This is a genomic window from Nostoc paludosum FACHB-159, assembly GCF_014698835.1.
Lineage (GTDB): Bacteria > Cyanobacteriota > Cyanobacteriia > Cyanobacteriales > Nostocaceae > Nostoc > Nostoc paludosum.
On sequence record NZ_JACJTU010000051.1, the window covers coordinates 22,589 to 48,149 of the forward strand.

The window sequence follows — 25,561 nt, forward strand, 5'->3', positions numbered from 1 at the left end:
AGCCATGAATAATTTAAACCAAAGCAATGAGAATTATGATGAGATGATTATAGAATCTACAGAAGAATTTGAAAAAATGATAGCAAAAAAAGATTTAGAAAAATATGTTTTACGTCTGTATGTCGCTGGTAATAGTCTCCGTTCTATGCGTGCTATTGCCATGTTGAAAAAAATTTGTGAAAAATACTTGTCAGGACATTATGAAATTGAAATTATTGATATATACCAACAGCCTGAAGTTTTAGAAAAAGACCATGTATTTGCTGTGCCTACTCTGATCAAAGAGCTACCACCACCTTTACAGAAGTTAATTGGCGATCTGACAAATGTTGATAAAGTAATCGTTGCTTTAGATATTGCTTAAAACACAATTCAGAATCAATTAGTGTAAAATTTAAATTCGCTACTAGTTTTAGACCACCAAATTTAAAATTTTAAATTTGGCGTGGTATTTCATCGGTTATCAATCCGTCAGTCATATAAGAGGTTATTTGAAAAGTTTTTTGGTGTGATTTTAATCGCATTATTACCCCCCTTAATCCCCCCTTATAAAGGGGGGAAACAAGGAAAATCTGGTTCCCTCCCCTTCACAAGGGGAGGGCTAGGGAGGGGTAAAAAATATTTGATACATTAATTATGACTTTTCAAACATCCTCTAAAATTAATTCTGGCTCGTGACTCCTGAATTCTTTCTTGTTCAAAATTTTCTGATGTCCGATTGTAGGTTAATAGGTTGATGACAGTGAGAACAGTCCAAGAACTTGAAAATGAGAATATAGCTCTACGTCAGCAAATACAAACTCTAGAAGAGATGTTTAAAGCCATCAAAATGGGTGAAGTAGATGCTTTAGTTATATCTAGCCCTCAAGGCGAAAGAGTTTTCACCTTGGAAGATGCTGATTATCCTTACCGTGTTTTTGTCCAAGAAATGCACGAAGGTGCTGTGACTTTAGATGAGCATGGAACAATTCTTTACTGTAATCACCATTTAGCAATGATGCTCAAAAAGCCACTACAGAAAATTATTGGTTCTAATTTTGAAGAGTACATAGCACCATTAGAAAAACAGGTGTTTAGACGGTTATTTCAGCAAGAAAAGCCAGCAGCTAATCGCGGTGAATTAAACTTAATTACTGATGATGAGATCCAAATACCCGTTTATTTATCTTTTAAAGAATTGCAAATAGACAATGTAACAGTGACTTGCTTAGTAGTAACAGATTTAACGGAGCAAAAACTTCACGCAGAAATTGTTGCTTCTGAAAGGCTAGCAACTTCGATTCTCGAACAAGCTGCTGAAGCAATCATTGTATGCGATGGAAATGGACAAATTATTCGCGCCAATCAAGCAGCACAGCAAGTGTGTGGCAAGAATCCATTATTTCAACAATTTGATGTGGTATTTCCTCTGCAATGTAATCATTGCAGTAGCTTTCAAAAAATAGAAGCTTGTTTTTTTAGTCATGAGCAAGCAGTATCTCAAAAGCAAAATTTACAAGGATTTTCACTATCTAGCTTACTGCAAGGTCAATCTTTTGAAGGAATAGAAGTATTATTAAGTCGAGAAGACAGCACAGAATTGGATTTATTGTTGGGTGCTTCCCCACTATTAGACTCAGAAAACCAGATTATTGGTAGTGTGGTGACATTGACAAATATCACCGAGCGCAAACAAATAGAAGAACAAATGGCACAGATGGTGATGCGCGAGCAAGCTGCTTGTGCAGATGCAGAAGCAACTAAAACACACTTATCAAATATTTTAGAAAGTATTAGTGATGCTTTTATCGCTGTAGATAGTAAATGGTGTTACACCTACGTTAACCAAAAAGCAGCAGAAATTTTTGGTAGAAAACCAGAAGATTTAATTGGTAAAAATATTTGGCAAGAAGTTAGTGAAGAATTTAGACAGCATTCTTACCAAGCTTATGCTCAAGCTTTCACTGAGAAAAGTTTTGTTCAGTTAGAAGTATATTATCCATCAAGTCAGCGTTGGTTTGAAAATCGCATTTATCCTTCTGGAGATGGTGTATCAATTTTTTTGAAAGAAATAACTCAGCAAAAGCAAACTGAGATTGCTTTAAAAGAAAGTGAGGAGCATTTAAGGTTGGCTTTAGAAGCGGCTCAAATGGGAACTTGGGATTGGAACATGCTCACTAACAAAATCAAGTGGTCAACTAGACATGAGCAGTTATTTGGTCTAGTACCAGGTACATTTGTGGGTAACTATAAAGCTTTTATTAGTTGCATTGATCCAGAAGATAGAAAAGCACTTCAGCAAGGAATTATATTGTCTCAAAACAAGAAATGCGATTATTATCACGAATATAGAGTTATTTGGCCTGATGGTAGCCGGCACTGGATTGCGGGTAAAGGCAAATTTTTCTATGATGATGAAGGTCAAGCAGTACGGATGCTTGGTACTGTTATGGATATTAGCGATCGCAAGCAAGCAGAAGCAATTTTACAACGTTCCAAAGCAGAACTTGAAATTCAAGTTGCACAACGAACTGCTGAATTATCACAAGCAAATACACACCTACATAGATTAATCAATATTTTAACAACAACTATTAATCAACAGACCAAAATTGAAGCTCAATTGCGTGAAGCAGAACGTCGTTGGCGTAGCTTATTAGAAAATGTCCAGTTGTTAGTTGTAGGACTTGATAGCACAGGTAAAGTTGAATATGCCAATCCTTTCTTTTTAGAATTGACTGGATATACCCAAGAAGAAGTTTTAGGTAAGGATTGGATAAGAGATTTTATCCCACAAGACCAACAACAGCAAATACACAAATTGTTTCTAGAAATGTTAGGTCAAGGATTAAATCCTCACCATCAAAGTTCGCTTCTCACTAAATCCCAAATACCACGAGTAATTGCTTGGAACAATACACTGTTGCGAGATTCACAAGAGCAAATCATCGGTACTATGACTATTGGTGAAGATATTACTAAACGCCAGGCATTAGATAAAATTAAAAACGAGTTTGTATCAGTTGTTAGCCATGAACTTGGTACTCCTATGACCTCAATTCAGGGAGGATTAAATTTATTAGCCAAAGGATTAGTAAAACTTGACTCCGATAAAGGTAAGCGCATTATTCAAATCGCATCAGAGAATGCCGAACGCTTAGTTAGATTAGTTAACGAAATTTTAGATTTAGAGAGATTACAATCAGGAAGAGTCACTTTAAATAAGCAAAAAATTGATGCTAGTGAATTATTATTACAAGCAGCAGATTTGATGCAAATAATATTCCAAAAAGCTGAAATTAATTTATCAGTTTCTCCTCAATCAATTGAGTTGTTAGTTGATAAAGATCGCATTATTCAAGTTCTCACAAATCTCCTGAGTAATGCCATTAAGTTCTCCCCTCCAGGCTCTACTGTATGTATGGCAGTAGAAAAAATCCCAGCAAAGGACGCTGAAACTGCATCTGCTTTATTTAAGGTACAAGATCGGGGTAGAGGTATTCCTGCTGACAAAATAGAAGCTATTTTTGAGCGTTTTCATCAAGTAGATGCCTCGGATTCCCGCAAACAAGGGGGAACGGGTTTAGGTCTAGCTATTTGCCGCAATATCGTAGAGCAACACAACGGACAAATGTGGGTTGAAAGTACCGTAGGAGTAGGCAGCAGTTTTTACATGAAATTACCTCTTTGATTAAGAATAGGGAATAGGCAATGGGGAAAAGAACCTGCCCGAATAATCGGACTCTTTATCCCTAATTTTAATTAGGGATAAAATTAAGCATTTGATACGAGATGCCTTATCTACAGCGTTTTTCAGGTAAATTAAGTACATGGGTAGGGGCGCACAGCTGTGCGCCCCTACGATGATCTGTACCTCACCAAATTGCAATCTTCTGTATATGTTTTATATGTTTTAATGCGTCTTTTTTAAAATCCCTTAATTTTGATTATAGGGATTCCCCTATTGCCTTTTAATAATTTTATTTTTTGTGAATTTTACTACCAGTAAAAGATTTTTTATAGTAATTGCTATAAAATATACTAAGAATAAATACAGAGACAAAACAAGTAACTCTCTGTCAGCACTCATTTTTTCATATACAGGAGCGCATTATGGAATATCTTGCTTATTCTCACATGTTTATTGCTCAAGAAGAGGCATCTAGAAACATTGAATATAAACTTCCTAAACCTCAATTTAGTTGGCAAAAACCTCTGAAATCTTCTTCTGTGGTTATTACTAAAAAACACGCGTCTACAAACAGCAAATCTAATTTGCTCAAGTCTAAATTCAATTGGAAAAAACTCCTTAAATCTTCCGCTTGGTTAGCTTTAGCTGGTGTTGGTGTATTACTTATTGCTGTCAACCAAATTCAAATAGCTTCAGCAGCATATGTCAGAACTAACGGCAGTTGTCTACGTATTCGTACAGGCCCAAGCGTTAGCTATTCCTATGTAGACTGTGTAAAAAATGGAACGCCACTTCCAGCAATTCAAGGGTATGAAAACGGTTTTGCTAGGCTGTCTACAGGTAGATATGTTTTTGCCCGATGGGTTGGTGATAAACCTAATAGTCCGACTATCAGTAGACCTGGTGGGGTTGGTGGTTCATTTATTCTCACCCCTGGTTCTAGAGGTCAGCTTGTCAGAGACCTTCAAACAGCTTTAGGTAACCTGAGAGTTGATGGAATTTACGGCCCAGAAACTGTTCGTCAAGTACGAAATTTTCAAGCAAGTAAAGGTTTACTTGTAGATGGTGTCGTCGGCCCCGAAACTAGATTAGCTCTGGGTATTTAACGTCAGTTTGAGTTAAGGCTATTTTTCTATTATTTCTACGAGATACAGCGTTTTTCAGCTAAATGAAGCTCACAACAGAATCAGGGTTTGAGCTTATCCCGAACTCAGGTTACATGTTACATTTTTTACAAAAATTACGCATTCAGATCCCCCAACCCCCTTTCTAAGGGGGCTTTAGAAGTTCCCCCCTTTTTAAGGGGGGCTAGGGGGGATCTAGGTTTCAGGCTTCAGCGCGTAAGTCCTATTTTAGTTGAACTACTTATCATATCCGCATAAATTAGCACTCTCATATAGCATGTTATGAAGTTAACGCACTATACGAGAGTGCTTTCATTGACTGACGGTGTTGAAGAATGCACCCTAATAAATTAAAAACTTAGGATTTTATTTAATTTAGCTTCCTAAATTGATGTTAATAATCAAAGACCCAAATAATTTTGAACAATCTGCAAGATGCGTTCTGCTGCATGACCATCGCCAAAAGGATTAATAGCATTTGCCATTGCTTCATAGGCGGCTTGGTTGCTGAGTAACTCGCTAGCAGCTGCAAAAATATTTGCACTCTCAGTTCCCACAAGTTTGGCGGTACCTGCTGTAACAGCCTCTGGTCTTTCTGTGGTGTCTCTTAAAACGAGTACTGGTTTTCCTAAGCTGGGGGCTTCTTCTTGCAATCCACCAGAATCAGTCAGTAAAAGGTGCGATCGCCCAATTGCTCCCACTAATTCACCATAATCGAGAGGTTCTGTCAAGAAAATTCGGGGATGATTTCCTAAAAGTTGTTGTAATGGTACTCGTACTGTTGGGTTGCGATGTAATGGTAACAGTAATGCTGTATCGGGAAACTTGTCTAAAATTTGTAAAAAACCAGCAGCGATCGCTTCTAGTGGTTCTCCCCAATTCTCCCGACGATGCACCGTTGCTAACAAAACACGATGTGAATTCCAGTCTAAGCCTGGTACATTACAGCTAACTTGGCTTGCTGCAACATTCAACAAAGCATCAATTACAGTGTTACCAGTCAAGTGAATTTCACCTAAAACACCAGAACGCTGTAAATTTTCTACAGCCCAAGGAGTTGGCGCAAAGTGTAACTGAGTAATTTGAGAAATCAACCGCCGATTAGCTTCTTCTGGATAAGGATTGAATATATCATCAGTTCTCAACCCTGCTTCTACGTGACCAACAGGAATTTTTTGATAAAAAGCTGCTAAAGCTGCGGCAAAAGCCGTGGTAGTATCTCCCTGCACCACCACTAAATCGGGTTTTTTCTGGTGGAATAATGCTTCTAAACCTTGTAAACTGCGACAAGTAATATCATTTAAAGATTGCTGAGCTTGCATAATTTCCAAGTCATAATCTGCTTTGATATTAAACAGTTCCATGACTTGCTCAACCATTTCGCGATGTTGTCCAGTTAAAATTACTTGGGACTCAAAATCTGAACATTTTTGGAAGACCTGAATTACCGGAGCTAGTTTAATCGCTTCCGGACGTGTACCCAAAATAATGCAAACTTGCTTTCGATTAGTCATTTGTCCGTTGTAACTTGTCAAAAGCTATGGTCAACGGTCTATGCTCAATAGTCAATAGTTAACTGCCAATCATCACACAAACCATAAATATCAAAGTATAAATCATAAAAAATATCAAAAAACCTGGCTTCACTGGCGAAATGTAATGAGGGAGATGGGGAGACAAGGGAGACTAGGAGAATAATTCTTAATCCCTGTATGGGCAGGTTTAGGAAAAGACTTCCTTGCTAACAGAGATTCTGAGTTAATCTGCACCTAATACTCCTAACTCTTCAGTCAACAGTCAACCATCAACATTTTTATTAAAAATGAAAAAACCCGGCTTAACCGGGCAGACGCACTGTTTGTCGAATTAAATTGTAATGATTAGATTTTAATCTCACAGGTTAAAGGGCAAGATGCGTAAACAGTAGTCTGCGCTTGGTCTGCCTCTCCATGCAGCCAGCTTAACCATTTAACATCGCTAGGATGAACTCCTTTAGCAGTTAGCACACCCGCAGCAAATACAACTGCCATAACATTGAACATCACTAAAGCGCCTGCAACCAGCAAAACAGCACTAACAGGCATTACAGATTGCAAAACAATCGACAACAGACATCCGACCGTAGCCATCAAAACAACTAATGGAAAACCGACAACCAGCAAGCATACTCCCAATGTGAAAGTCCATATTAAAAAGCTTTTAATCATCATCAAGGAGTAGGTCTTTCCTAGATTAGAGCTCTGAGCCGAAACCATGACTTTTCCTCCCAAAAATACACAGCAAGTTTTAATTTTCAGTTTTTTTACGCTTTTTTGCGAATAAACTGAATCATTTCAGTGAAGTTCAGTATATAAAACCTAATTAGTAAAATGAGCATTTTTTTACTAAACTTTACAGTTAATTTTTTGTAATTATGAATGTAAAGTCAAGTTGCTTTTTATTCAAAAAGCTTGCTTACTTCATCTGTCTTCAGGAATAGAAGGTAAAAGGCATAAGCTTTCAAGTTTGATCCCCAGGGCATCATTCCGACTCAACTTAACATTTCTTATAAAAACTAGGACTTCTTCTCATAATTGGAAGATTCGCTGAATTCATGAACTGCTAATGTTTGTGTTGTTAGCTGCTAGCAATTAAACTCGATAGTTGCAATAAATTTCTCATTTAATAAAATTAGAATATTTACTTTCTAGCTTTTTAGTGCTTTATAGAACTTTTATTTTAGAGTATTTACTGAGGTAGCGTGTAGCCTTGCATGTGTTAAACCAGGTTATACAGGCTAAATAGTTTTTATAAAACTTATGAGTAGTCAAATTCCCGATAAAAAAGATACAAGTCCAGGGGGATGAAATGTATTGACCGTGGTTCTAGAGTTTCAATCGCCTTGCATTGCCCTTAGAGCTTATATGCCAGCGTCTTTCAGAACTCATCTCAGAAAGTTACTTGACTTCTCACTAATTCAACTTCTGAACTGCCAAATGTGAAGATATATGACAGAATCACAGTCTCCATTAAATTCTAACTCTGCTGCCGGTCGTAATATGCCACCAGCACCACCAGCACCACCACCACCACCACCAGGCATGAGTACGCAACGTCAAATGACACAAACATTGGATATGAGTGCTAATCCTGCTGTTAATTCTGCGCCTGTATCAGGTCATCGTCCAGGTACACCACCACCAATACCTAGTTCAGCTCGCCCTAAAAGTAGCCCTCCGGGACTGACTTTAGCACAGATTATCAGGGAAGCTTACGATCAAGGATATTCCGATATTCACCTGGGTGTAGGCGAAGTACCCCGTTTCCGCAACCGAGGAGAAATTCAATCAACAGAATATCCAGAAACGGATAAAGAGACTTTGATGAGTTGGTTGAGGGAGGTGATGACGGAGGCAGAAATTCAACGCTTTGAAGAACATCTAGAATTTGATGGAGCAACTCAGTACGAATTTGCTCGTGTGCGGATTAACGTCTTTGGCTCCCTAAAAGGGCCTGCAATGGTGTTGCGGTTGATTCCCTTGAAAATCTTAACTATGGAACAGTTGAGATTACCTCCAGTTTTTCGGGATATTTGTCATCATCACAAAGGCTTAATTTTGGTAACCGGACCGACTGGTTCTGGTAAGTCCACAACAATGGCGGCGATGATTGACTACATCAATAAAGAGATGGCTAAGCATATCATTACCATTGAAGACCCCATAGAATTTGTCCATCAAAGCCGTAAGTCCTTAGTCAAACAGCGGGAAGTGGGAATGCATACCCGGAAATTTGACAACGCTTTGAAAGCAGCCTTACGGGAAGACCCAGATTTGATTCTGGTGGGGGAAATGCGGGATAAAGAAACAGTCAACACTGCCCTCAAAGCTGCTCAAACTGGTCACTTGGTAATGGGAACGTTGCACACCAATAGCGCTGTAAAAACCATTGAGCGGATACTCAACCTCTACTCTGGTGAAGAACAAGATGCAATGCGCGTGGCAATTTCTGAGTCTTTAGTGGCTGTAATTGCCCAAGGTTTGTGCCGTACAACAGACGGCAAGCGGGCTGCTTTCCACGATATCTTGATTAACACTGAGGCAATCAAGGAATGGATCAAAGATGGTAAATATGATGAAATTACCGAATTGATGAAACAAGCCAGCTTTGACGGCATGATCACAATGAACCAATCCTTGCTCAATCTTTATCAAGACGGTCGCATTACTGAAGAAATTGCCTTAGAAATGTCACCAACTCCTAACGAAATGGCACAATTTCTCCGAGGTCGGGTTTAACACTGGGGACTGGGGACTGGGGACTGGGGACTGGGGACTGGGAAGATGGGGGAGTGTGGGGAGTGTGGGGGGAAAGATTTCTTCCCCATCCTCCCACACCTCCCACACCTCCCACACCTCTCACACCTTCCACACCTCCCACACCTCCCCATGCCCAATACCCAATGCCCCATGCCCAATGCCCCATACTCAAATATCTTTGTGTTCCTGGTTGCAGTTATCGCTAAGGTAAAAGGTAAAAGAGAAAGTTTTTTACTTTTTAGTTCCTTAGCCTCCTGTGAATAACTTGACGACAAACAAACTATCTACACCCCAGTTGTTCAAAGGCATTGCGCTATTTACACCTGGAGGAGATTTAATTTACTGCATCGATCCTAGCAAGCAAGGTCGATGGCATTTGCATTTGTGTTCTGCTTTGCAGGAAATTCTAGATTTACCAGAACCTCCGCACTTTTTAGTGCCTTGTTATACTGCCACTATTGACCACTGGTTAGATCCGCGTACTCAACGAGTGCGAACTTTTGCTGAAGCTTATCCGGCTGTGATGAGATATCAACCTTTGTTAAATGCCATTTTTGGTACAGAGGAGTTAGTATGGCAAGCAGCTCCTTGGCAAGAAGGATTGTGCGATCGCATGGTGCTATCTACTTATCGTTCCTCATTCCCGCAACTTTGGGAAGATCACGATTTAATTGTACGTTTAGATCTTTCTGAACCTGTGCCAAAATATCGCCAGCCAGTAATAGCACAAAAAGAGCAATTAACCACACAAGGCTATGTCCTGCGGTTGTTTGTTGCAGGGCATAGCGGAACTACCGAACGCATCCTTCAGAATCTACACGAATTGTTGGAGCGATCGCTCGGACACCCTTATACTTTAAAGGTGATTGATGTTTTAACTCATCCAGAACAAGCAGAAATTAATCAGGTTTCTGCTACTCCTACTCTTGTTAAGGTTTGGCCTCACCCAATTCGCCGAATTGTTGGAGACTTAGATCGTCTAGACAAAATTGTACAGATGTTAGCTACTAAGTAAAAATTTGAAGTTTTGTTAACAGTTTTAACGTCTTGGATGGGAGTGTTGACTGTTGAGTTAGGAATTCTGCCCTTTATTTTTGTACAGTGACTTTTTATTTTTCACTGTACAATTTGTCTCGAATTATTGGTAGCGATCGCTGCTTTTGTTCTTAGAGGAAATCTAGCAGACAGGCGATCGCCCCATCGCACCCGTACCTCCAAGATCGCAGTATTGATGGGCACAACCCGCCCCACAGTTGTGTAGTGACTGCTTTCTACAGGTGTTGTAGTCCAGCGTTCCTTAAATTTCGCAGTGCAATCTAAAAAATTAAATTGTAATTAATTAATAGTAACAACTAGGGAATAGATTTCATATCAAGTTCGGATAATTACTTATTATTAAAATCTTTCCGCGTCAGTCTTAATGGTAAGTCTTCTATCGAACATGATATCACTATATTTTACCTTGAATTTAATTAAAATACTAGCGCTTCACTCTAGTTAAGTGAGCGCTATTTTTGATAAATCAATAGTGATTTTATTGAAAACTCTATGTCCTTTCCTACTTAAACTTCGCTGAACTGACGAGAGTAAACTTCATCAGACACTTCTTTAAGTTCTGGTTCAACCACTGTTAAATGTTGCTCTAAAATTGCCAAATTACGAATATTGGATTTATAAAAAGCATCAAACAAATCACCCACAAAAGGCACAGTACCGACAACTGTTTCCAAACCAACATTAAAAATCATTTTGGCTAAGTCTTGGCGTGGGATGCTGAAGCGAGTAGCTAAAAATATTATGTAAGCCGAAAACGCTGTACTGATTAAATCTCCAGCACCTGGAACTAAACCGATAATTGGGTCTATTCCAATGTGAAAACCTGTTAGAGGAATGCGTATAGATGTATCCATCAAGCGGCTGAGTTTGCGGATGCGATTTAGAGTGGCAAGGCGTTTTGCAGCGTCCATAATTTACGATATTTGCACTACTCTTAAATTGCACCATTTTTAGTGATTTGTCTTGTACCGTTAGAAATAACAAGTATGAATAAAAATCCATCACAATCTAGTGGTGATTTCCAGATTTTGACTATAGTACTGGTGGAGATAGTGATTATCTTGATGGAGGTGCAAGTAGTGACAGAATAATATATAAGAGCGATTTTTGAGATTGATGACTTAGTTCAAGCCGGCTGTAGTTAAGGCTATCTACTAAAAGTGAAATAAAAATTGAACTGAATCTAATCTAGTTTGGTTAACATAAAAGTAACGTTTAAATAAATCTTGATGGATTCCGCTTACACTCTCACTCCAGATATTATTGCTACTGGCTTTCATGCCCTGTCTGAACCTTTGCGGATTCGGGTCTTAGAACTGCTGCGCTCTCAAGAACTATGCGTGTGTGATTTATGTGAACATCTTGGTACTACTCAGTCTAAACTGTCTTTTCACTTGAAAACGCTTAAAGAAGCTGGCTTAGTTCGCTCTAGACAAGAAGGGCGCTGGATTTACTACAGCCTTAATCTGCCGCAATTTGTTGTTCTAGAGCAGTACTTAGCAGAGTTCCGTCGCTTTAGCCCGATATTACCTGCTTCTCGCTGCTATGACTCTTAGTAAAATATTAAGTCTCTTAATTTACAACTATATAGATATAAATAGTTTACAAATCAATTTTTTTTGAAATGATGAGGATATACTTTTCATGCGATCCAGCAAACTGAGGTCAATTAACCCAACAACCAAGAAACTGGCTCTGGCGCTAGTAGTGTACCAACGCAAAATTGCTACGTGGAGCCAAGCAAGGGAGCAGGGAAGAAACTTGCAGTAAGTCTTTCCCCCCTGCCCCTCTGCCCCTTTGCTCCTCTGCTGACCACAACGCAAAGTTTCCTTGGCAGACTACTAGGGATGCTTGTGATGGAAAACAGTCTATGTAATTACACAGGCGATCGCCAAAGAGTATCAAACTCACCAAAAGAATCAAGTGCAGGTTGGTGCTCTTGTTGAGAGATGAATTAGGCTACTAAGCCCGGATTTCTCACAAAGAATAAAAAATAGGGGTCAAAAACTGCCAAAATCTATATTGCACAAGTGTTCCAGCAGTTTAAGCATAACCCCCAATAAAACAGATTGCATACCAGAACAGTTCAAATTTAAACAAGTAAAGTCATGTCTAATCGAAGTTAATTTCAACGCCGCAACTGTAGCATCAGATACCGAACTAACTTTAATTACGGAATTAGACCAAAAGCGGAAAACTATTAATGGAAACATTAGGCCGACTAAAGCCCACCTGTAGGTGTTTTGGCCCATGAAACACGATATTGTTTGTCCATTCAACTTTCTCGTCTATCAGGCAAAGATCGGGCAAACGGTTGAGTAGGATATTTAAGGCAATCTGACCCTCGGCGCGGGCTAGTGCTGAACCAATGCAGAAGTGGATACCAGCGCCGAAACCGCAGTGTCGGGAGTCCTGGCGCTGGAAATCTAGAACTTCGGGGTTTGGAAAGATTGCAGGATCTCGGTTGGCGGAGCCAAGCATCAATCCCACACTGTCCCCCTGTCGAATCAGTTTGCCACCAATCTCGACATCTGCAAAAGCCCACCGTGTCACTAACTGGACTGGGTTGTCGTAACGTAACAGTTCTTCAACTCCCGCAGGAATAAGTTCGGGATGAGTACGCAACAGTTTGAGTGCATCTGGATTCCGTAGCAATGCCAGTGTGCCTTTGCCAAGCAGGTTGACCGTCGTTTCGTGGCCTGCTGTCAGCAGATGGATGCACATTGAGAGAACTTCTTCTTCACTGAGTTTGTCGCCCTGATCTTGAGCTTTTACCAGCGCCGTGATCAGATCCTGGCGCGGCTGTTTCTGCCGTTCTGAGATCGCCGTGCTGAAATAATCGATCAAGCATCGGGTTGCTTCTTCGGCCCGATTATATGTTTCTGGTGTTGCTGATAAACGTGAGGTGCTAGCTTCCAATAAGGCCACAGACCACTGTCGGAATAACGGGCGATCCGCAGGATCGACACCCAGCAGAGCGGCAATTACCATAACCGGCAGAGGAAAAGCAAACTCCTCTATCAAATCCATTTCTCCACGAAACTGAACCCGATCTAACAAGTTGTCTGCAATCTTGAAAATAGTTGGACGAATGTTTTCTACCACTCTTGGGGCAAAAGCCTTGTTCACTAGCAAACGCAGTCGCGTGTGGTCTGGAGGATCTCGAAAAACCATCCAGTTGCTAACCATCGAGCGAAATCCTTTATAAGCTGCTGGTACTGGTGCGCCTTCGCCGTCCTCACGAATTCGTCGAACTTCACGGCCGAACCTATTATCTTCAAGCACCTGCATCACATCTTGGTAACGGAAGAGATACCAAGCACCTGGTAGTTTGGGATTAGAGGAGATTCCCCAATGAACAGGATCTTCTTCTCTGTAGCGACGGTAGACTGTGTAGGGATCTGCGATGACTTCAGGTAGAAACGGATTTAATCTTTCAATCATACAAAAGTCCTAGTGTTATCTAACTGCTTTTACTGCCTTCAATAATGCTGCATGGCGATTTGGTGGGGATGATGTTGGTCAGTCGAAAGCCTGCTTTCGTAAAGAGTTTTTCAAACTCATCTGTAGTACGAATACGTGTCCCAGAGTTAGTTACCAGCATTTGCAAATCTAGGAACGTAGCAAAAGATGGCTCAGAATTAGAGTAAACTACTGGATCAATTACAAGCAGTTTTCCATTTTCAGGCATGGCTTGGTGACAGTTTTGCAAAATCTCAATTGCGCGGTCATCACCCCAATTGTGAATCATTTGTTTAAGAATATAGGCATTTCCCCCACTGGGTACTGACTCAAAAAAGTCTCCGCTTAGTATTTGATATCGTCCCACAAGTTCTTTTAGCTGTAAATTATGTTCTTCTTTGAAGCGTTCAACCACAGATGGTAAATCAAAGAGAACACCCGTTATGGCAGGATGCGCCTTTAAGACAGTAGGCAATAGAGTTTTATATCCACCACCAACATCAACCAAGTAAGAAAATGAGGAAAAATCATAAGCTTCTAAGACAGCATTATTGATGATTGCAGAATATTTATTCAGCCCTTGTTTAAAATTCTTACTAACTTCAGGATTCTGAGCAAAATAGTCACCAACCTTCATGCCAAACTTATGTTCAAATCCAGAAATTCCTGTCTTCACAGCGTTGAACATATTTCCCCAAGATTGCCACAGCCAGTCCTCACCTTCCAAAAGTGCCACAGAGCGCATTGAATCAGGAGTGTCTGTCTGAAGACATTTTGCCAGTGGTGTCAATTCAAAGTAGTAATTATCAATCTCGGCAAAGATACCATGACTTGCTAGGGCGCGTAGTAATCTATATAAAGATTGGGCATCAACTTCTACATACTTGGCTAGATCGTCAATGCTTTTTGCCTCATCTTTGAGTAAATCAGCAATACCCAGTTTTGCTGCTACGTAAATTCCTTGAGTTAGGTAATGACTGTTCAGCATTTGCATTATTATTGCTGAAGGCGGCGTGGCGTCTTTTTGATTGTTGATGTTTGTTTGAACAATAGCTGTTGACAACATAATTATTTCTCCTAAAACCAATTTTGGGAATGAATTATATCTGGAAAATTTTGAGAAAATGTATTTGTCTTTTAGCCTAAAAATAGCGTTAGCTTTTACTCAAAAACTCAGAATTTCCGTTAATCATGCAATAACACTGGTTCTATAAGTATCAATAGGCACTAAATCAAGTGGATACTTTAACGTAGCTAGCATCTGCTTCATCTGCTCATTCCCCTGATGCTGTACCTGCGCTACAGATGGCCTGGACTCAAGACGCCTAACGTAATCTGTTAGCAGAGGCAGGTGCTGGTAGTTGTAAACCATACGTAGGTAGGCTAAAATCGGGGCTGCTGCACAGTCGGCTAAGGAAAACTGTTCGCCCACCAGCCAAGTACGCCCCTGAAGCCGCGCATCTAGGAGAGTGCAAGCCGTCTCCAATAGCCGCTTTGCTTTGAGAACCTCTTTATTGCCTCGCTCCTCGGCCGGACGTTGGGTATCGGCAAACAGCGCCTCGCGTCCCGAATTGATGTATACATCCAGAATTCGCTCCCAGAAACGGACTTCTAAAGCCAGGTTCGAGTCATCAGGAATCAGACGAGGTTCGTTTTTAAAGTCTTCGTCAAGATATTCAATGATGATACAAGCCTCAAAAAGTACTTGCCCAGAGTCTGCGATTAGCGTTGGAATTTTAGCAAAGGGGTTGATTTGTATGTAATCTTCGCGCGATCGCGCCTCGAAAAGATTCACCTGGATGGGTATAAAATCTATGTTCTTCTCGTAGAGGGCGATGAGGACTCGCTGGGAGTAGGATGAAGCCGGGGCATAGTAGAGCTTCATATAGTATTATGCAAGGTTGGTAAGGAGAATAATTTTTAACCACTAGTCAAAAAGGTTGTGTTGGTCAAAAATATAGCGGTTTTCACTCAAATAGAATACAATCCTTGTGATTTTAAACTAGGAGGTAAGACTAGAAGGTACACAAAGGTGTATTCTACTCAAATAAAAATCGCTATATGTTGAGAATAAAGATTGGGGGTTCAGCTTAACTATTTACGGATTTCTGCGCGAGTGCAAATATAGCTGGACTATCCATCCAAATCCCTTTGTCTGTTTTTAACACTTTGACTTGTTTGAGGAATTCAACCTTAAACTGCTCTATTTTTTCAGGCTCTAGTTGTGCTAAGTGCATACGGTTGCCAGTGTACCAGATAAAATCCCAACACTCTTCCACACTCTCGACATAATAGCCCAATTCTTCGGTAAATATTTCAATGTTCTCTAAACCCGTGTCCTGTAATAATTGGCGACACTTATCAGGAGTATCAACTCGTTGCAATGGCATCACTGGTGGAAGTGCAATACCAAAATTTTGCAGACATGCTTTATAAACTCCAACCACGGAATTGTCGCCGATCTCCCCCCAACTAGAGAACGCAACTCGTCCACCAGGTTTAGTAACACGCTGCAATTCTCGTAAACCAGTAAGTATATCAGGCCAGCAATAGACGGCTGAAGCAGAGATGACTACATCAAAACTGTTGTCACCTAATGGCAAAGCTAATGCATCTCCCTCACGAATGTTAACGTTTGTCAGACCCACCGCAGACACTTTTCGCTGTGCTTCTTCACGCATATTTTCAGCTATGTCAACTGCTATGACTTCTCCACTTTCACCAACAGCATATGCAGCAGCGATCGCAGCATTTCCCGTACCGGTTGCCACATCAAGAACCTTTTGTCCGGTATGTATTCTGGCGAACTCAACTAAGTGCTGAGCAGATACAGATGCAGTACGTAGTGCGAGTTTATCATAGCTATCCGAAACCAAATTGAAACACGATTTTACTTGCTGGTTATCCATTGGAAAAATCTCCCGAAAGTTTTATTGAGTAATGTTTTGCGTAGCTAAAACGGAATATAGACTATAAATTTATACAGTGCCAAAAGTAACACCCTGCTGTTTTAGCCATCTGCGGTAGGTAATGGAAGAGCGATCGCTTGGCACATGAAAATTAGCTTCCAAGTCCAACGGTATACGCCGTGGTCGTTGAGACTCGACGATCGCAACGTCCTGATCGAAAACTATATGTGCCAAGTTTCTGAACACATCTTCTGGAACTTTGTCAGCATAATTGATACATGACCATCTCCAAACGATGGACTTTTCCTCCTCCACAGGTGTTACTGTGAAGAACATCGTCATAATTTCATCGACGACTTTGCTACGTACACGTAAGCATACAGTCAAAGGGCGGAAAATATCATAACTGGCACTGACGTATTCTCCTTGTCCAGTCTCGTGATTAAGTTGCCAAACGCTGAGATCGGTAACGTGAATCCCATCGGAATTAACTTTTACTTTATAGTCATCTATGGTTGCATGGTTAGATTCGCCCAAACGTCCGTCATGGACAAAGGGTATGTGGTTGAAATCTAGGAAGTTTTCTATAGCACGAAAAGCGCTGGAGTGATAGTGAATGGGGCCGAAGAAACACTTGTAGTAGCTAGGGTCATCCAACTCTGGAATAGCAGGTAATTCATATTGTGGTGTTCCCAAACAGACCCACACCAACCCGTAGCGCTCTTGAACGTGGAATGTCTGCACACAAGCCCGTGACCGTGTTGATGGTATCCAATCTGGGTGAGCCGGAACGTGTACGCAGTTTCCTGAGTTGTTGAAGGCAAAACCGTGATAAGGGCAAACAAGGTTATCATCCTTAATCCATCCCTGTGCAAAGCTGGCTCCCCGGTGTGGACAACGGTCTTCCCAAGCTAAAACTTGGTCGCCACTGCGCCACACCACTAAATCCTCCCCTAACAAGCGAACGCTAAGAACTTTGCCTGGTGTGACATCTTCCGATTTCGCTACTACATGCCAGTCGTTTTTGAGAGTTACGTCGTTTACCATTTTGATTGAACTCCTAATAATACAAAACTCTTGATGGTGTATGGAAGTTTGAAAGCTTTGCTGCTACTTGATTAATAGCTTTTGCAAAATTTGTGTTGAGCGACCACTTATTAACTGAACTTTTCAGACGATCTCAACGTTGCTCAACTTTGACTCGCCTTAAACCGAAGAGGATGATAATACAAGCTAAAAATACGAAGCTAGTAATAACCTTTACGGCTATTTCCACACTGGTCTCTATCCACAAGGGACCTTGAGGAAACCCCTTTGCGGTAATCAATAAGGTCTTTGTTAAGCCAATTGCTGCTCCTAAAACTTGACTACCAAGACCAACATAGGAACTCAACAGCAGAAACCAAAACGTCAGTTTGGCAAGCAATTTTGAAAGCTGGATATAAGGAAGCGCCAAACCAACGCAGATTAAAAAAGTTCCCAGCGAAAGTCCAATGGTATGGGCGGCTAGTCCTGCGCGTGGATTAGTATACAAAGGAATGAATAAGGGGATTATACATCCGAGAAAAAATAGAAAGAACCCATGCCAAAGAAAACTACGCCTATACTCCTCAATTTCATACTGGTTTAAGAGAGTCTTTGATATTTGTTGCGAGTCAAATTCATTAAGTATTTCAACTGTTTCAACTTTCATGAGCGTCTCAATTTTTTGATTTAATTTTTAACAAATTGGTTTTTTGGGCGGAATTTTTTAGTAGCATTTGTGTAGGTGTACTCACATTTATGTCAAACAGTTACTCGTGATTTTTAGCTAGGTCTTCAAAGAAGTTCGTATAGAAATCGAACATTTCATAAACAGTGCTGTGGATCGCCTCGCATTCCCTAGCTTGATTGCCCAGCAGCTCAAACCGACGAGCGATCGCCTGATATGCTATTTCTGGTGTGGGAATATACGCGGGTGGAGTTGCGACCTCGAAGGATGGGCCTGCGGTTTTGCCTCGCTTTCCTGAAGGCATAGTCATCAGCAACTCGCCTAGAGGGCGCATCATACCTGTCATCACGTCAATAGCAGCATTCATCAGCTTCGATCGCCGTAGGCTACCATTGGGCGTTAACCCGAAATGTTGTACCATCATCTGCATCATTAACAAGTAACACTCATTAAAGATTTCCATCACCTTGCGAGTTTGGGAAACTGTGACAATATTGGTGTTGTAATCTTGATGCTGCAATGTGGGATTCCGCATCGCTGGGTATGCTGGATTCCAGGGAACCTGGCGGCTAGTTCCAGCTTCAGTAACCTGCTGTTTAACCAGAGCCTCAGCCATGCGTCGGAATTGCTGAAAGTGGGATTTTTCAAACTTAGGTGAGGATGAGTCGCATCCTTCGCCTTGCTCAACAATTAAATCAATTGCAAACAGCGCACTGTTAACATCGTCTACTTGGAATTGGTAATCTGGGTGAACTTTGTTAAAATCCTCACGCAAAAACAAGTGATGTTCGCCACCAACACGACCTTTCTTGACTACAATTAAATCCCCAATTGTCTCCAGCGCCGAGCGGATTTGACGGTACAGTTCGCTTAAAGAACCATAACCGTGGAGGCGATCGACTGTGGGATCGTTCAAGACAGGTTCGCCAACGAGGTCTTCTTCCAAAAAGTCAGGCCACTCGAAACGCATGAATCGCTGTAGGGTGCTAGCATTTAAGGGTTCGAGAGCAAAGTCTACTTCAATAGGGAAACGGCGATTGATGGTGCTGAAGTTAGGGGTCGCTGGATAGAAAGGCTCACCCATGGCCATGAGGATGTTGTTCACCATCAAAAAGTGAATCATTTCCTCACGGGATATCTCCAGTAATACACCCCGCATACCGTAATCACGCACTTCTTTACCGTCACCACAAGCTAGGTGCAGCTGCTCGGTTGTCCACAAACCCCGACGCACGTACTCCTGACCTGTTGCGTAGTTGGGGATGGAGTATGCCGCATAGATGTATTGCAGCATGACTGCTATCTCCAGTTCCGCAGCATGTCGCAAAGCAACAACTAATTCATCGCGGGTCTGGATAGTGCGCTGGGTGTGCTTTGGCTCTGGTACTGCATTGGGAATGTAACCAACTCGCTGTTGATTAGCCAAGAATTTACGTAAAAGCATAGCTTTGGGTCGGGACATATCCCGCGTTGGTGGCATATAGTAAGTTTTGTTTTGGTTGCGGGGATCGCACATTTGCCACATCAACCGCGCATAGTTTTCTACCTTGCAACGGTCAGCGAGGCTGAAAACCTCGGCTTTCATAAAGGAGAAGACCAACTCGTAGTAAGCTAGGATTTGCTCATAAATGAGGTGAAAATCTACTTTCTCATCCTCAATTTCCTCTAAGTGCCAATCGTTGGTCAACACTCGCACAGCAAAGGAACCGGCACCAGACCAAAAGCCGAGTAAATCATCGTTATCGTAGGCGATTATTGCCTCGTCTAGTTGATTGCGATCGCTAGGTCGTTCATCGGGTCGAGCCGACAACAACACTCGCGTAGTTCCAGGTTGGGCACCACGTAAAGTTACCCACCCGCATCCCTTATCATCTGTGGAGACAACACAAGTAGGGCTGAATTCGCCGCCTGCTTGCCGTTTCCCTGGTTTGAAATGTACAATTTCCAGTTCCCAACTGTGGGGAAAGTGGAAAGCCTGACCAACGTTAGCGGGGTCGCGTTCAAATTCGTAGCGTAGATGAGGCAATGCTTTCGGATTGTAGAACTGTTGCAGGTAGACGGTCTCAACTGGCGCAGGACGCCCCCGCACAAAAGACCGCACCTCCAGTTCCACAGCATAGTCTTCGCCCCGTTGCCAATCGGGGAATTCCACGAACAAGCAGGCTGGATCTATCTGGAGGTTAATCTCCTCTTCCTGAAGCAAAATCTGTGGTTGTCCATCAGGCTGTATTGCAATGATGCATAAACCCTGCTGTAAAATTTCATCAGCCAGGTCTTCAAAGGGTGCCGCTAGTGGTACGTCTACAATGCCGCTGGTAAGTTGATGTGCTGCTTGCTGATAGGCATTTTTAGGGATTCGTGCTACTAGCCGCAGACTTTTGAGTGTACGCAATTCCAATTCGCCAAGGTCAAGCTTAGCAGCGATCGCATGAGTTGGTCCAGGGCCTGGTTTTGTCGTTCGCCCCAGACACGGCACTGCTGTAACCATATTCAGGCTTGCCCCTTGGGGAGTCACCTGGACAGTAAGATTGGATAGTGTCTTTGAATTACCTGGCAAGTGGCGGGGAGTCAGTAGTCGGCCATATGGGTAGGTGCTAAGTTCTCCCTCACACCACAAACCGATGGTTCCGTGCAGTTCCCAGAACACAGGCGAGTCTGGTTGCTGCGGTGTTGACATGTTGCTCAAGCCGAACTGCACCACTAGCCCCAACACATCGTCCCTAGTCATTGCCTCGCGCAATAAGGAAACTGTTGGTGAAAGCGTTGCTTCTTCGCCCCACAATAAATCTGTCGCAGCTTTGGAGATGGTAAACTGATGCACAGCTGCACGCCCAAACTCATTGTTCAGACAGTGTGCAGACAATTCGTGGATGTGGTTAAAGTTCTGCCAACGCGCTGGCTGCACGCCCTCCACAGGTGCTGAGAGCATATTTGAGACTTCGTGGGAGCCACCAAGGCGGCCAAAGGTTAGTTGACCTACCATGATTGTGCTAGTCCAGTTGGAGGCCGGATCGCAGTCAAAGATGCGGGCCCGATTGAAGGTAGTCGCTAGATATTCGTTGTAATGACCCCACATATCGACGCTGCGTCCCACCGCTGGGTCGTGCTGGTCAACTTGTCCCGGCATTCTTTGAGCGCTGACAATTTGTGCTTCAATTGCAAAATGACCATTTCCCCCGAAGTCCCATCCCATCGCCATACTGAAGGGGCCATTTTCATCCCAATGACCTTCACTGTTAAACCGGGGGCCCAATTGGTAGAGGTGTTCGTGGTACTCAGATATAGAACGGTGGGGATCGAAGCGATCGCCATTCATATACACTGTATTGGTAGTGAGATCCACCAGCCCATTTTTGTGTCCTGTAGGGGCGTGAGTGCGGGCAAAGCCTTGAAAGTGGAGTCGGGGAAAATCCAAAATGCTCATAGCAGATTCCTGAGAAAGAAATGGCGATATTTGCGTGACCTGGCTTTTCCTGTCGGCATTACAGAATGCCACTTTGAAAGTGAATAACTTTCTAACAAAGCAGGACGCAGGCGAGGCTCTTAGATGTGCCTTCTTTCATGCTTAACGAGTTAAAGGCTACGTACCAGGCTTGATTTAAACCTTTGCGTACTTATCGGAGGTAATCTAACAATTTATGCAACCTGCAAGTAACTTTATATTTGTTTACACAATTCCCGCCTCAAGACAATTCGCAATTAATTCGTAGCGAATTCTCTGCGTACCTTTGCGTACCTTTGCGTACCTTTGCGTTTAAATTTCAACCCTCAATTCCCCAATATTTTACCCAAAGCTACCTGCTTGTTTTGCTTGTTTCTCGAACTGTAGGGGTTTTGGTCTTCTTTGCAGACATTATTGGTAGTGTTGTCGTCGATTCTCTCAATGGTTTATGGGTGACAATTTCATACACAACTTCCAGTGCTGACTCAATAGCTCCCTGAATCCACGCCGGGAACCTAGAACAATGTTCGCCAGCAAATAAGAGTGTATTCTGCGGTCTAGCAGCTTCTAAATAATGAATATGGTGATTGGATTCACTAGATACATCGTCACCCCAAGGTATAGAGCATCCTCCATCGCTCCATTCGTAGTTGCCCCAGGCGATGCTAGCCATGTCCATAACCATGCCAGGTGCTTCAATTTCAGGGTGAATCTGGCTCACTACTTTTTTGACGTAGCCATAGCGTTCTTGCTCGGACATCATCCCTAAATGGTCGGCATCATCGCCAATGGTGTAACTAGCTAATAAAGCACTACCTAAAGAGGAGTTGGTATTCACTGAAGGGTAATATGTCTGGCGGATGCCCTCACCACTGAAAGATGCCCCGCCTTTAATTCCATGCTTTTCCCAAAAGGGTTGGGCGCAGTGAAAAGCAACTTTGGTAGCTGGGCAGTAAATAGTGTTGTCAATTGAAGTGAGTTTATCTTTGTCAAACCCCCTCAAATCCATTTTGCGTAGGATTGAGAACGGGATTGTACATAAGACATAATCGCAATGACGTGTATGCAGTTGTTTATCTTTTAACCAAGACACTTCAACCCCATCTTCCTGCACATGCAAACCTACTACCTTGTGGTTGCACTTAATCGGAGCCTTGATTGCGGCTGCTAAAGAGTGGATGAGCTGATCCATACCTCCTTCAAGTTGCAATAAATCGTGGCTAGTTTCAACGAGGATGTCGCTGAAGAACATATCAAGTGCCTTGCTACACCTAGCTCGAAAACCTGGGTTGGCTTTGATGAATCCATGAAAATCAATGCTTTCGCCATCTTCACTGAAAAAAGGCTCCAAATCCAACCTTTCTAGTTCATCCATTAAGTGCGAGTTCAAGTCTCGATCTAGACTTTCGCGCAAATTTCCAGGAGATATGGTATTGACAATAGTTTTTAGCCAGGCTCCAAATAGCCGAGTTTTCTCACTGTAGCGAGTATCTAGAAAAATTCCTTGATAGTGTTGCTGGGATATCCGAGGCCCATCCTTCATACGGAAGATGTTTCCTTGGATATTCATCAAAGCATTTTGCTCCTCGAATACTGTGACAAACTTACGCAGTTTTTTATCCAGTCCCATCTCGTGTATGTAGTGTAGGACGTGCTTATGTTCGCTGGGAATACGCATAGCTCCGAGTTCTGCATAAGGAGCCTTCGGATCGTCTCCAAAGCGGTGAGTCCAGATTCTACCCCCAATGCGCGAACTGCCTTCTATAATCTCGACTGTGTGACCTAAGCGCTCAAGCTCATAAGCTGCTACCAAACCTGCAATGCCAGCCCCTAGAATGGTTATGCGCTTGCTTTCTTGGGAATTTGCGATTTTACACAGATGAAGTATTGTCTTGGTGTCCATTTTCTAAGTCCTGCAAATTACTATTTAAAAATACCAACACTAAACGTGTTATTACTGAAGGAACTGAGCGAGTTGTTCCAATTTTTCCCAAGCAATACCACTTTTGAGAATGTCTTTGGCCAAAATGATAGCTTTAGTGAGCGTATCAAAATAATTACTATTTTCAGGTAATGACTCACTTACATACAAAGCTAAAGCTGTATTTAAAGCCACTACATCTTGCTGAGCTGGAGTACCTTTACCAAGTAAGACTGCTTTGAGGATCTCGGCATTTTCTCGGACATCCCCACCTCTGAGTTCACTGATGGGGGTTGGGTTAAGACCTAAATCTTGGGGATCGATTGTCAATAGGTGCATTTGTTGGTTGGATATTACTGCTAAGTCAGTTTTATCTCCCAAACCTGCTTCGTCTAATTTTTCTCGTCCGTATAGTGTAATTACTCGCCGAGTTCCAAGTTGATGTAGAACCTGAGCAAAAGTCTCAACCATTGCTGGGTTATTGACGCCAACAACCTGTCCTGTTGGTTGTAAGGGATTGAGTAACGGGCCAAGAAGGTTAAAAACTGTTCGCACTTTGAGGGTTTTTCGTAGTGGTGCGATCGCTTTCAAAGCTGGATGCCAATCTGGTGCAAAAAGAAAAGTTATCCCAACCGCCTCAACAGCTTCTTGAGTCTTCTTACTACTAGCTTTGAGATTTAAACCCAAAGCCTCTAATACATCTGCTGAGCCTGTTTTACCGGATGCCGAACGATTGCCGTGTTTTGCAACTTTAACTCCAGCTGCGGCCGTTACGAAGGCAACAGCTGTGGAAATATTAAATGTTGATGCTCCATCTCCACCAGTACCACAAGTATCAACTAGTGGTGATGTACCAACAACGCGATCGCGCAAAGTAGCTTTTAATGACTGGGAGTATAGAACCTTGACCATACCCAATAATTCTTCAGTTGACACTCCCTTAGATTGAATTGCGGCTAAAATTGCACCTGACAACACAGGAGGAATAGCTTCTGTTAGCCAACCGTACATTAAATCCCCAGCTTGAGAAACTGTAAGCGATTGACCATCTAACAATTGCTGCAATAACGCACAACAATCAGGACATTTGTAACTTGGGGAAATCTCTTCAATTAAAACAGCTGTTTTAACCATAAATTTCGATACATGCAGCTTTTTTCAGAAAAACTAGTTAAGCTAAAAAACTACCTAAATTTGCAACAATCAAATTCATCTTGGTGTTGCAGCTATCAAAGTATGCAATAGGTGTCCCTAATTGCAAACTTGGTTAACTTATCGGTTGTAGTTCAGAGATTTATGCAGATTACAGTTTTTTTTTAAGAGGCTGTCTCTAAAGAAATGTAAACAGAGCAAAGTAATACGATTTCACTTGAAGATTAATACAAATAGGGAGCAGTTGGGAAGAATTAAAGACCAATCATTTGTATCAGCCATTTCCTGAAATTGTATCAGGCGATCGCTAGAAATGAAAATTGCTTTTAAAGCAATAGAATAGTGGCCAAAAGAATGACACACAAATCGTATGCAAGTGATGTAAATATGCAGAGTGTGAAATTATCGAAGAAAGGCAGAAGGCTTTTATGGAATTCTGACTTCTGACCTAGAAGCGTGACCAAAATGAGCAAGGTTTTAAAACCCCGACCAAATCTTTAATTTGGTCACTCGAATTTTGGAGGGGTTTGAATCCCCTTCTTAATAAAACCTTCGCCCTCCGCATAGCTGCCTTCTCAAAGCTAGTGGTTCGTCGCATTAATTATGAGGGGTAAAATAACGAACCGCAAAGGACGCAAAGAACGCTAAGGAAGAAGAAAAGAAGAGAAATCGAAAATGAGTTTACCTAGCAAAATTAATGCGATAGACTACTAGTGGTCTATCGCATTAATTTTGCTGGGTTGGGTAAATTTTTGAAAGCTTAACTCTAGCGTCTTCTGTACGAAAACGCCAATCCACACAAACTTTATTTGTATT

20 protein-coding genes are annotated in these 25,561 nt (G+C 41.9%); 6 read left to right on the plus strand and 14 right to left on the minus strand.

The window, feature by feature from the left end:
- Positions 1-4: 4 nt before the first annotated feature.
- The 3 genes from H6H03_RS31765 to H6H03_RS31775 all read left to right on the plus strand — a co-directional run bounded on the left by H6H03_RS31765 (position 5) and on the right by H6H03_RS31775 (position 4,776).
- Positions 5-364, plus strand: coding sequence for a circadian clock KaiB family protein (locus H6H03_RS31765; RefSeq protein WP_190959024.1), 360 nt, complete (start codon positions 5-7; stop codon positions 362-364).
- Positions 365-736: 372 nt separating this feature from the next.
- Complete coding sequence (locus H6H03_RS31770) at positions 737-3,670, plus strand: PAS domain S-box protein (protein ID WP_190959025.1); 2,934 nt, start codon at positions 737-739, stop codon at positions 3,668-3,670.
- Between the two features lie 422 nt (positions 3,671-4,092).
- The gene (locus H6H03_RS31775; RefSeq protein ID WP_190959026.1) at positions 4,093-4,776 is read left to right on the plus strand and encodes a peptidoglycan-binding domain-containing protein; all 684 of its coding nucleotides are present in this window, start codon (positions 4,093-4,095) and stop codon (positions 4,774-4,776) included.
- 419 nt (positions 4,777-5,195) lie between these two features.
- Here the strand turns inward: H6H03_RS31775 and wecB are convergent, their stop codons facing one another.
- Together wecB and H6H03_RS31785 are read right to left on the minus strand one after the other, a co-directional pair.
- Complete coding sequence (gene wecB, locus H6H03_RS31780; RefSeq protein ID WP_190959027.1) at positions 5,196-6,308, minus strand: non-hydrolyzing UDP-N-acetylglucosamine 2-epimerase; 1,113 nt, start codon at positions 6,306-6,308, stop codon at positions 5,196-5,198.
- A 366-nt stretch (positions 6,309-6,674) separates the two neighbouring features.
- Positions 6,675-7,049, minus strand: coding sequence for a hypothetical protein (locus H6H03_RS31785; protein ID WP_190959028.1), 375 nt, complete (start codon positions 7,047-7,049; stop codon positions 6,675-6,677).
- 732 nt (positions 7,050-7,781) lie between these two features.
- Between H6H03_RS31785 and H6H03_RS31790 the strand changes: the two genes are divergently transcribed.
- Positions 7,782-9,071 (plus strand): type IV pilus twitching motility protein PilT, encoded by a 1,290-nt coding sequence (locus H6H03_RS31790; protein ID WP_190959029.1) that lies wholly within the window; start codon positions 7,782-7,784, stop codon positions 9,069-9,071.
- On the opposite strand, the gene H6H03_RS31795 is transcribed toward H6H03_RS31790, so the two are convergent.
- Positions 9,034-9,258, minus strand: coding sequence for a hypothetical protein (locus H6H03_RS31795; protein ID WP_190959030.1), 225 nt, complete (start codon positions 9,256-9,258; stop codon positions 9,034-9,036). The genes H6H03_RS31790 and H6H03_RS31795 overlap by 38 nt on opposite strands.
- Positions 9,259-9,348: 90 nt before the next feature.
- Between H6H03_RS31795 and H6H03_RS31800 the strand changes: the two genes are divergently transcribed.
- Positions 9,349-10,107 carry a circadian clock KaiB family protein gene (locus H6H03_RS31800; RefSeq protein WP_190959031.1) on the plus strand — a complete coding sequence of 253 codons (759 nt, stop codon included), beginning with the start codon at positions 9,349-9,351 and terminating at the stop codon, positions 10,105-10,107.
- Positions 10,108-10,208: 101 nt separating this feature from the next.
- Here H6H03_RS31800 and H6H03_RS41565 read toward each other — a convergent pair whose 3' ends face one another.
- Positions 10,209-10,331 (minus strand): hypothetical protein, encoded by a 123-nt coding sequence (locus H6H03_RS41565; RefSeq protein WP_277926211.1) that lies wholly within the window; start codon positions 10,329-10,331, stop codon positions 10,209-10,211.
- Between the two features lie 323 nt (positions 10,332-10,654).
- Positions 10,655-11,059: a DUF4112 domain-containing protein gene (locus H6H03_RS31805; RefSeq protein ID WP_190959032.1), complete on the minus strand. Its 405-nt coding sequence runs from the start codon at positions 11,057-11,059 to the stop codon at positions 10,655-10,657.
- Positions 11,060-11,377: 318 nt separating this feature from the next.
- On the opposite strand from H6H03_RS31805, the gene H6H03_RS31810 reads away from it, so the two are divergent.
- Positions 11,378-11,704, plus strand: coding sequence for an ArsR/SmtB family transcription factor (locus tag H6H03_RS31810; RefSeq protein ID WP_190959033.1), 327 nt, complete (start codon positions 11,378-11,380; stop codon positions 11,702-11,704).
- Positions 11,705-12,326: 622 nt separating this feature from the next.
- Here the strand turns inward: H6H03_RS31810 and H6H03_RS31815 are convergent.
- From H6H03_RS31815 to trpD, 9 genes are all read right to left on the minus strand, one after another.
- On the minus strand, positions 12,327-13,592 hold the full coding sequence (locus H6H03_RS31815) for a cytochrome P450 (protein WP_190959034.1): 1,266 nt from the start codon (positions 13,590-13,592) through the stop codon (positions 12,327-12,329).
- Positions 13,593-13,611: 19 nt separating this feature from the next.
- The gene (locus H6H03_RS31820; protein WP_190959035.1) at positions 13,612-14,676 is read right to left on the minus strand and encodes a methyltransferase; all 1,065 of its coding nucleotides are present in this window, start codon (positions 14,674-14,676) and stop codon (positions 13,612-13,614) included.
- 123 nt (positions 14,677-14,799) lie between these two features.
- Complete coding sequence (locus H6H03_RS31825) at positions 14,800-15,495, minus strand: glutathione S-transferase family protein (RefSeq protein WP_190959036.1); 696 nt, start codon at positions 15,493-15,495, stop codon at positions 14,800-14,802.
- Positions 15,496-15,700: 205 nt separating this feature from the next.
- Positions 15,701-16,519 carry a class I SAM-dependent methyltransferase gene (locus H6H03_RS31830; protein ID WP_190959037.1) on the minus strand — a complete coding sequence of 273 codons (819 nt, stop codon included), beginning with the start codon at positions 16,517-16,519 and terminating at the stop codon, positions 15,701-15,703.
- A 69-nt stretch (positions 16,520-16,588) separates the two neighbouring features.
- A complete protein-coding gene (locus tag H6H03_RS40705; protein WP_190959038.1) occupies positions 16,589-17,566 on the minus strand; it encodes an aromatic ring-hydroxylating dioxygenase subunit alpha in 978 nt (325 codons plus the stop codon).
- Positions 17,567-17,699: 133 nt separating this feature from the next.
- On the minus strand, positions 17,700-18,212 hold the full coding sequence (locus H6H03_RS31840) for a hypothetical protein (RefSeq protein ID WP_190959039.1): 513 nt from the start codon (positions 18,210-18,212) through the stop codon (positions 17,700-17,702).
- A gap of 100 nt (positions 18,213-18,312) precedes the next feature.
- Positions 18,313-21,654 carry a ferritin-like domain-containing protein gene (locus H6H03_RS31845; protein WP_190959040.1) on the minus strand — a complete coding sequence of 1,114 codons (3,342 nt, stop codon included), beginning with the start codon at positions 21,652-21,654 and terminating at the stop codon, positions 18,313-18,315.
- Between the two features lie 370 nt (positions 21,655-22,024).
- The gene (locus tag H6H03_RS31850; protein WP_190959041.1) at positions 22,025-23,575 is read right to left on the minus strand and encodes a flavin monoamine oxidase family protein; all 1,551 of its coding nucleotides are present in this window, start codon (positions 23,573-23,575) and stop codon (positions 22,025-22,027) included.
- Positions 23,576-23,626: 51 nt separating this feature from the next.
- Positions 23,627-24,727: an anthranilate phosphoribosyltransferase gene (trpD, locus tag H6H03_RS31855; protein WP_190959042.1), complete on the minus strand. Its 1,101-nt coding sequence runs from the start codon at positions 24,725-24,727 to the stop codon at positions 23,627-23,629.
- Between the last annotated feature and the right edge of the window lie 834 nt (positions 24,728-25,561).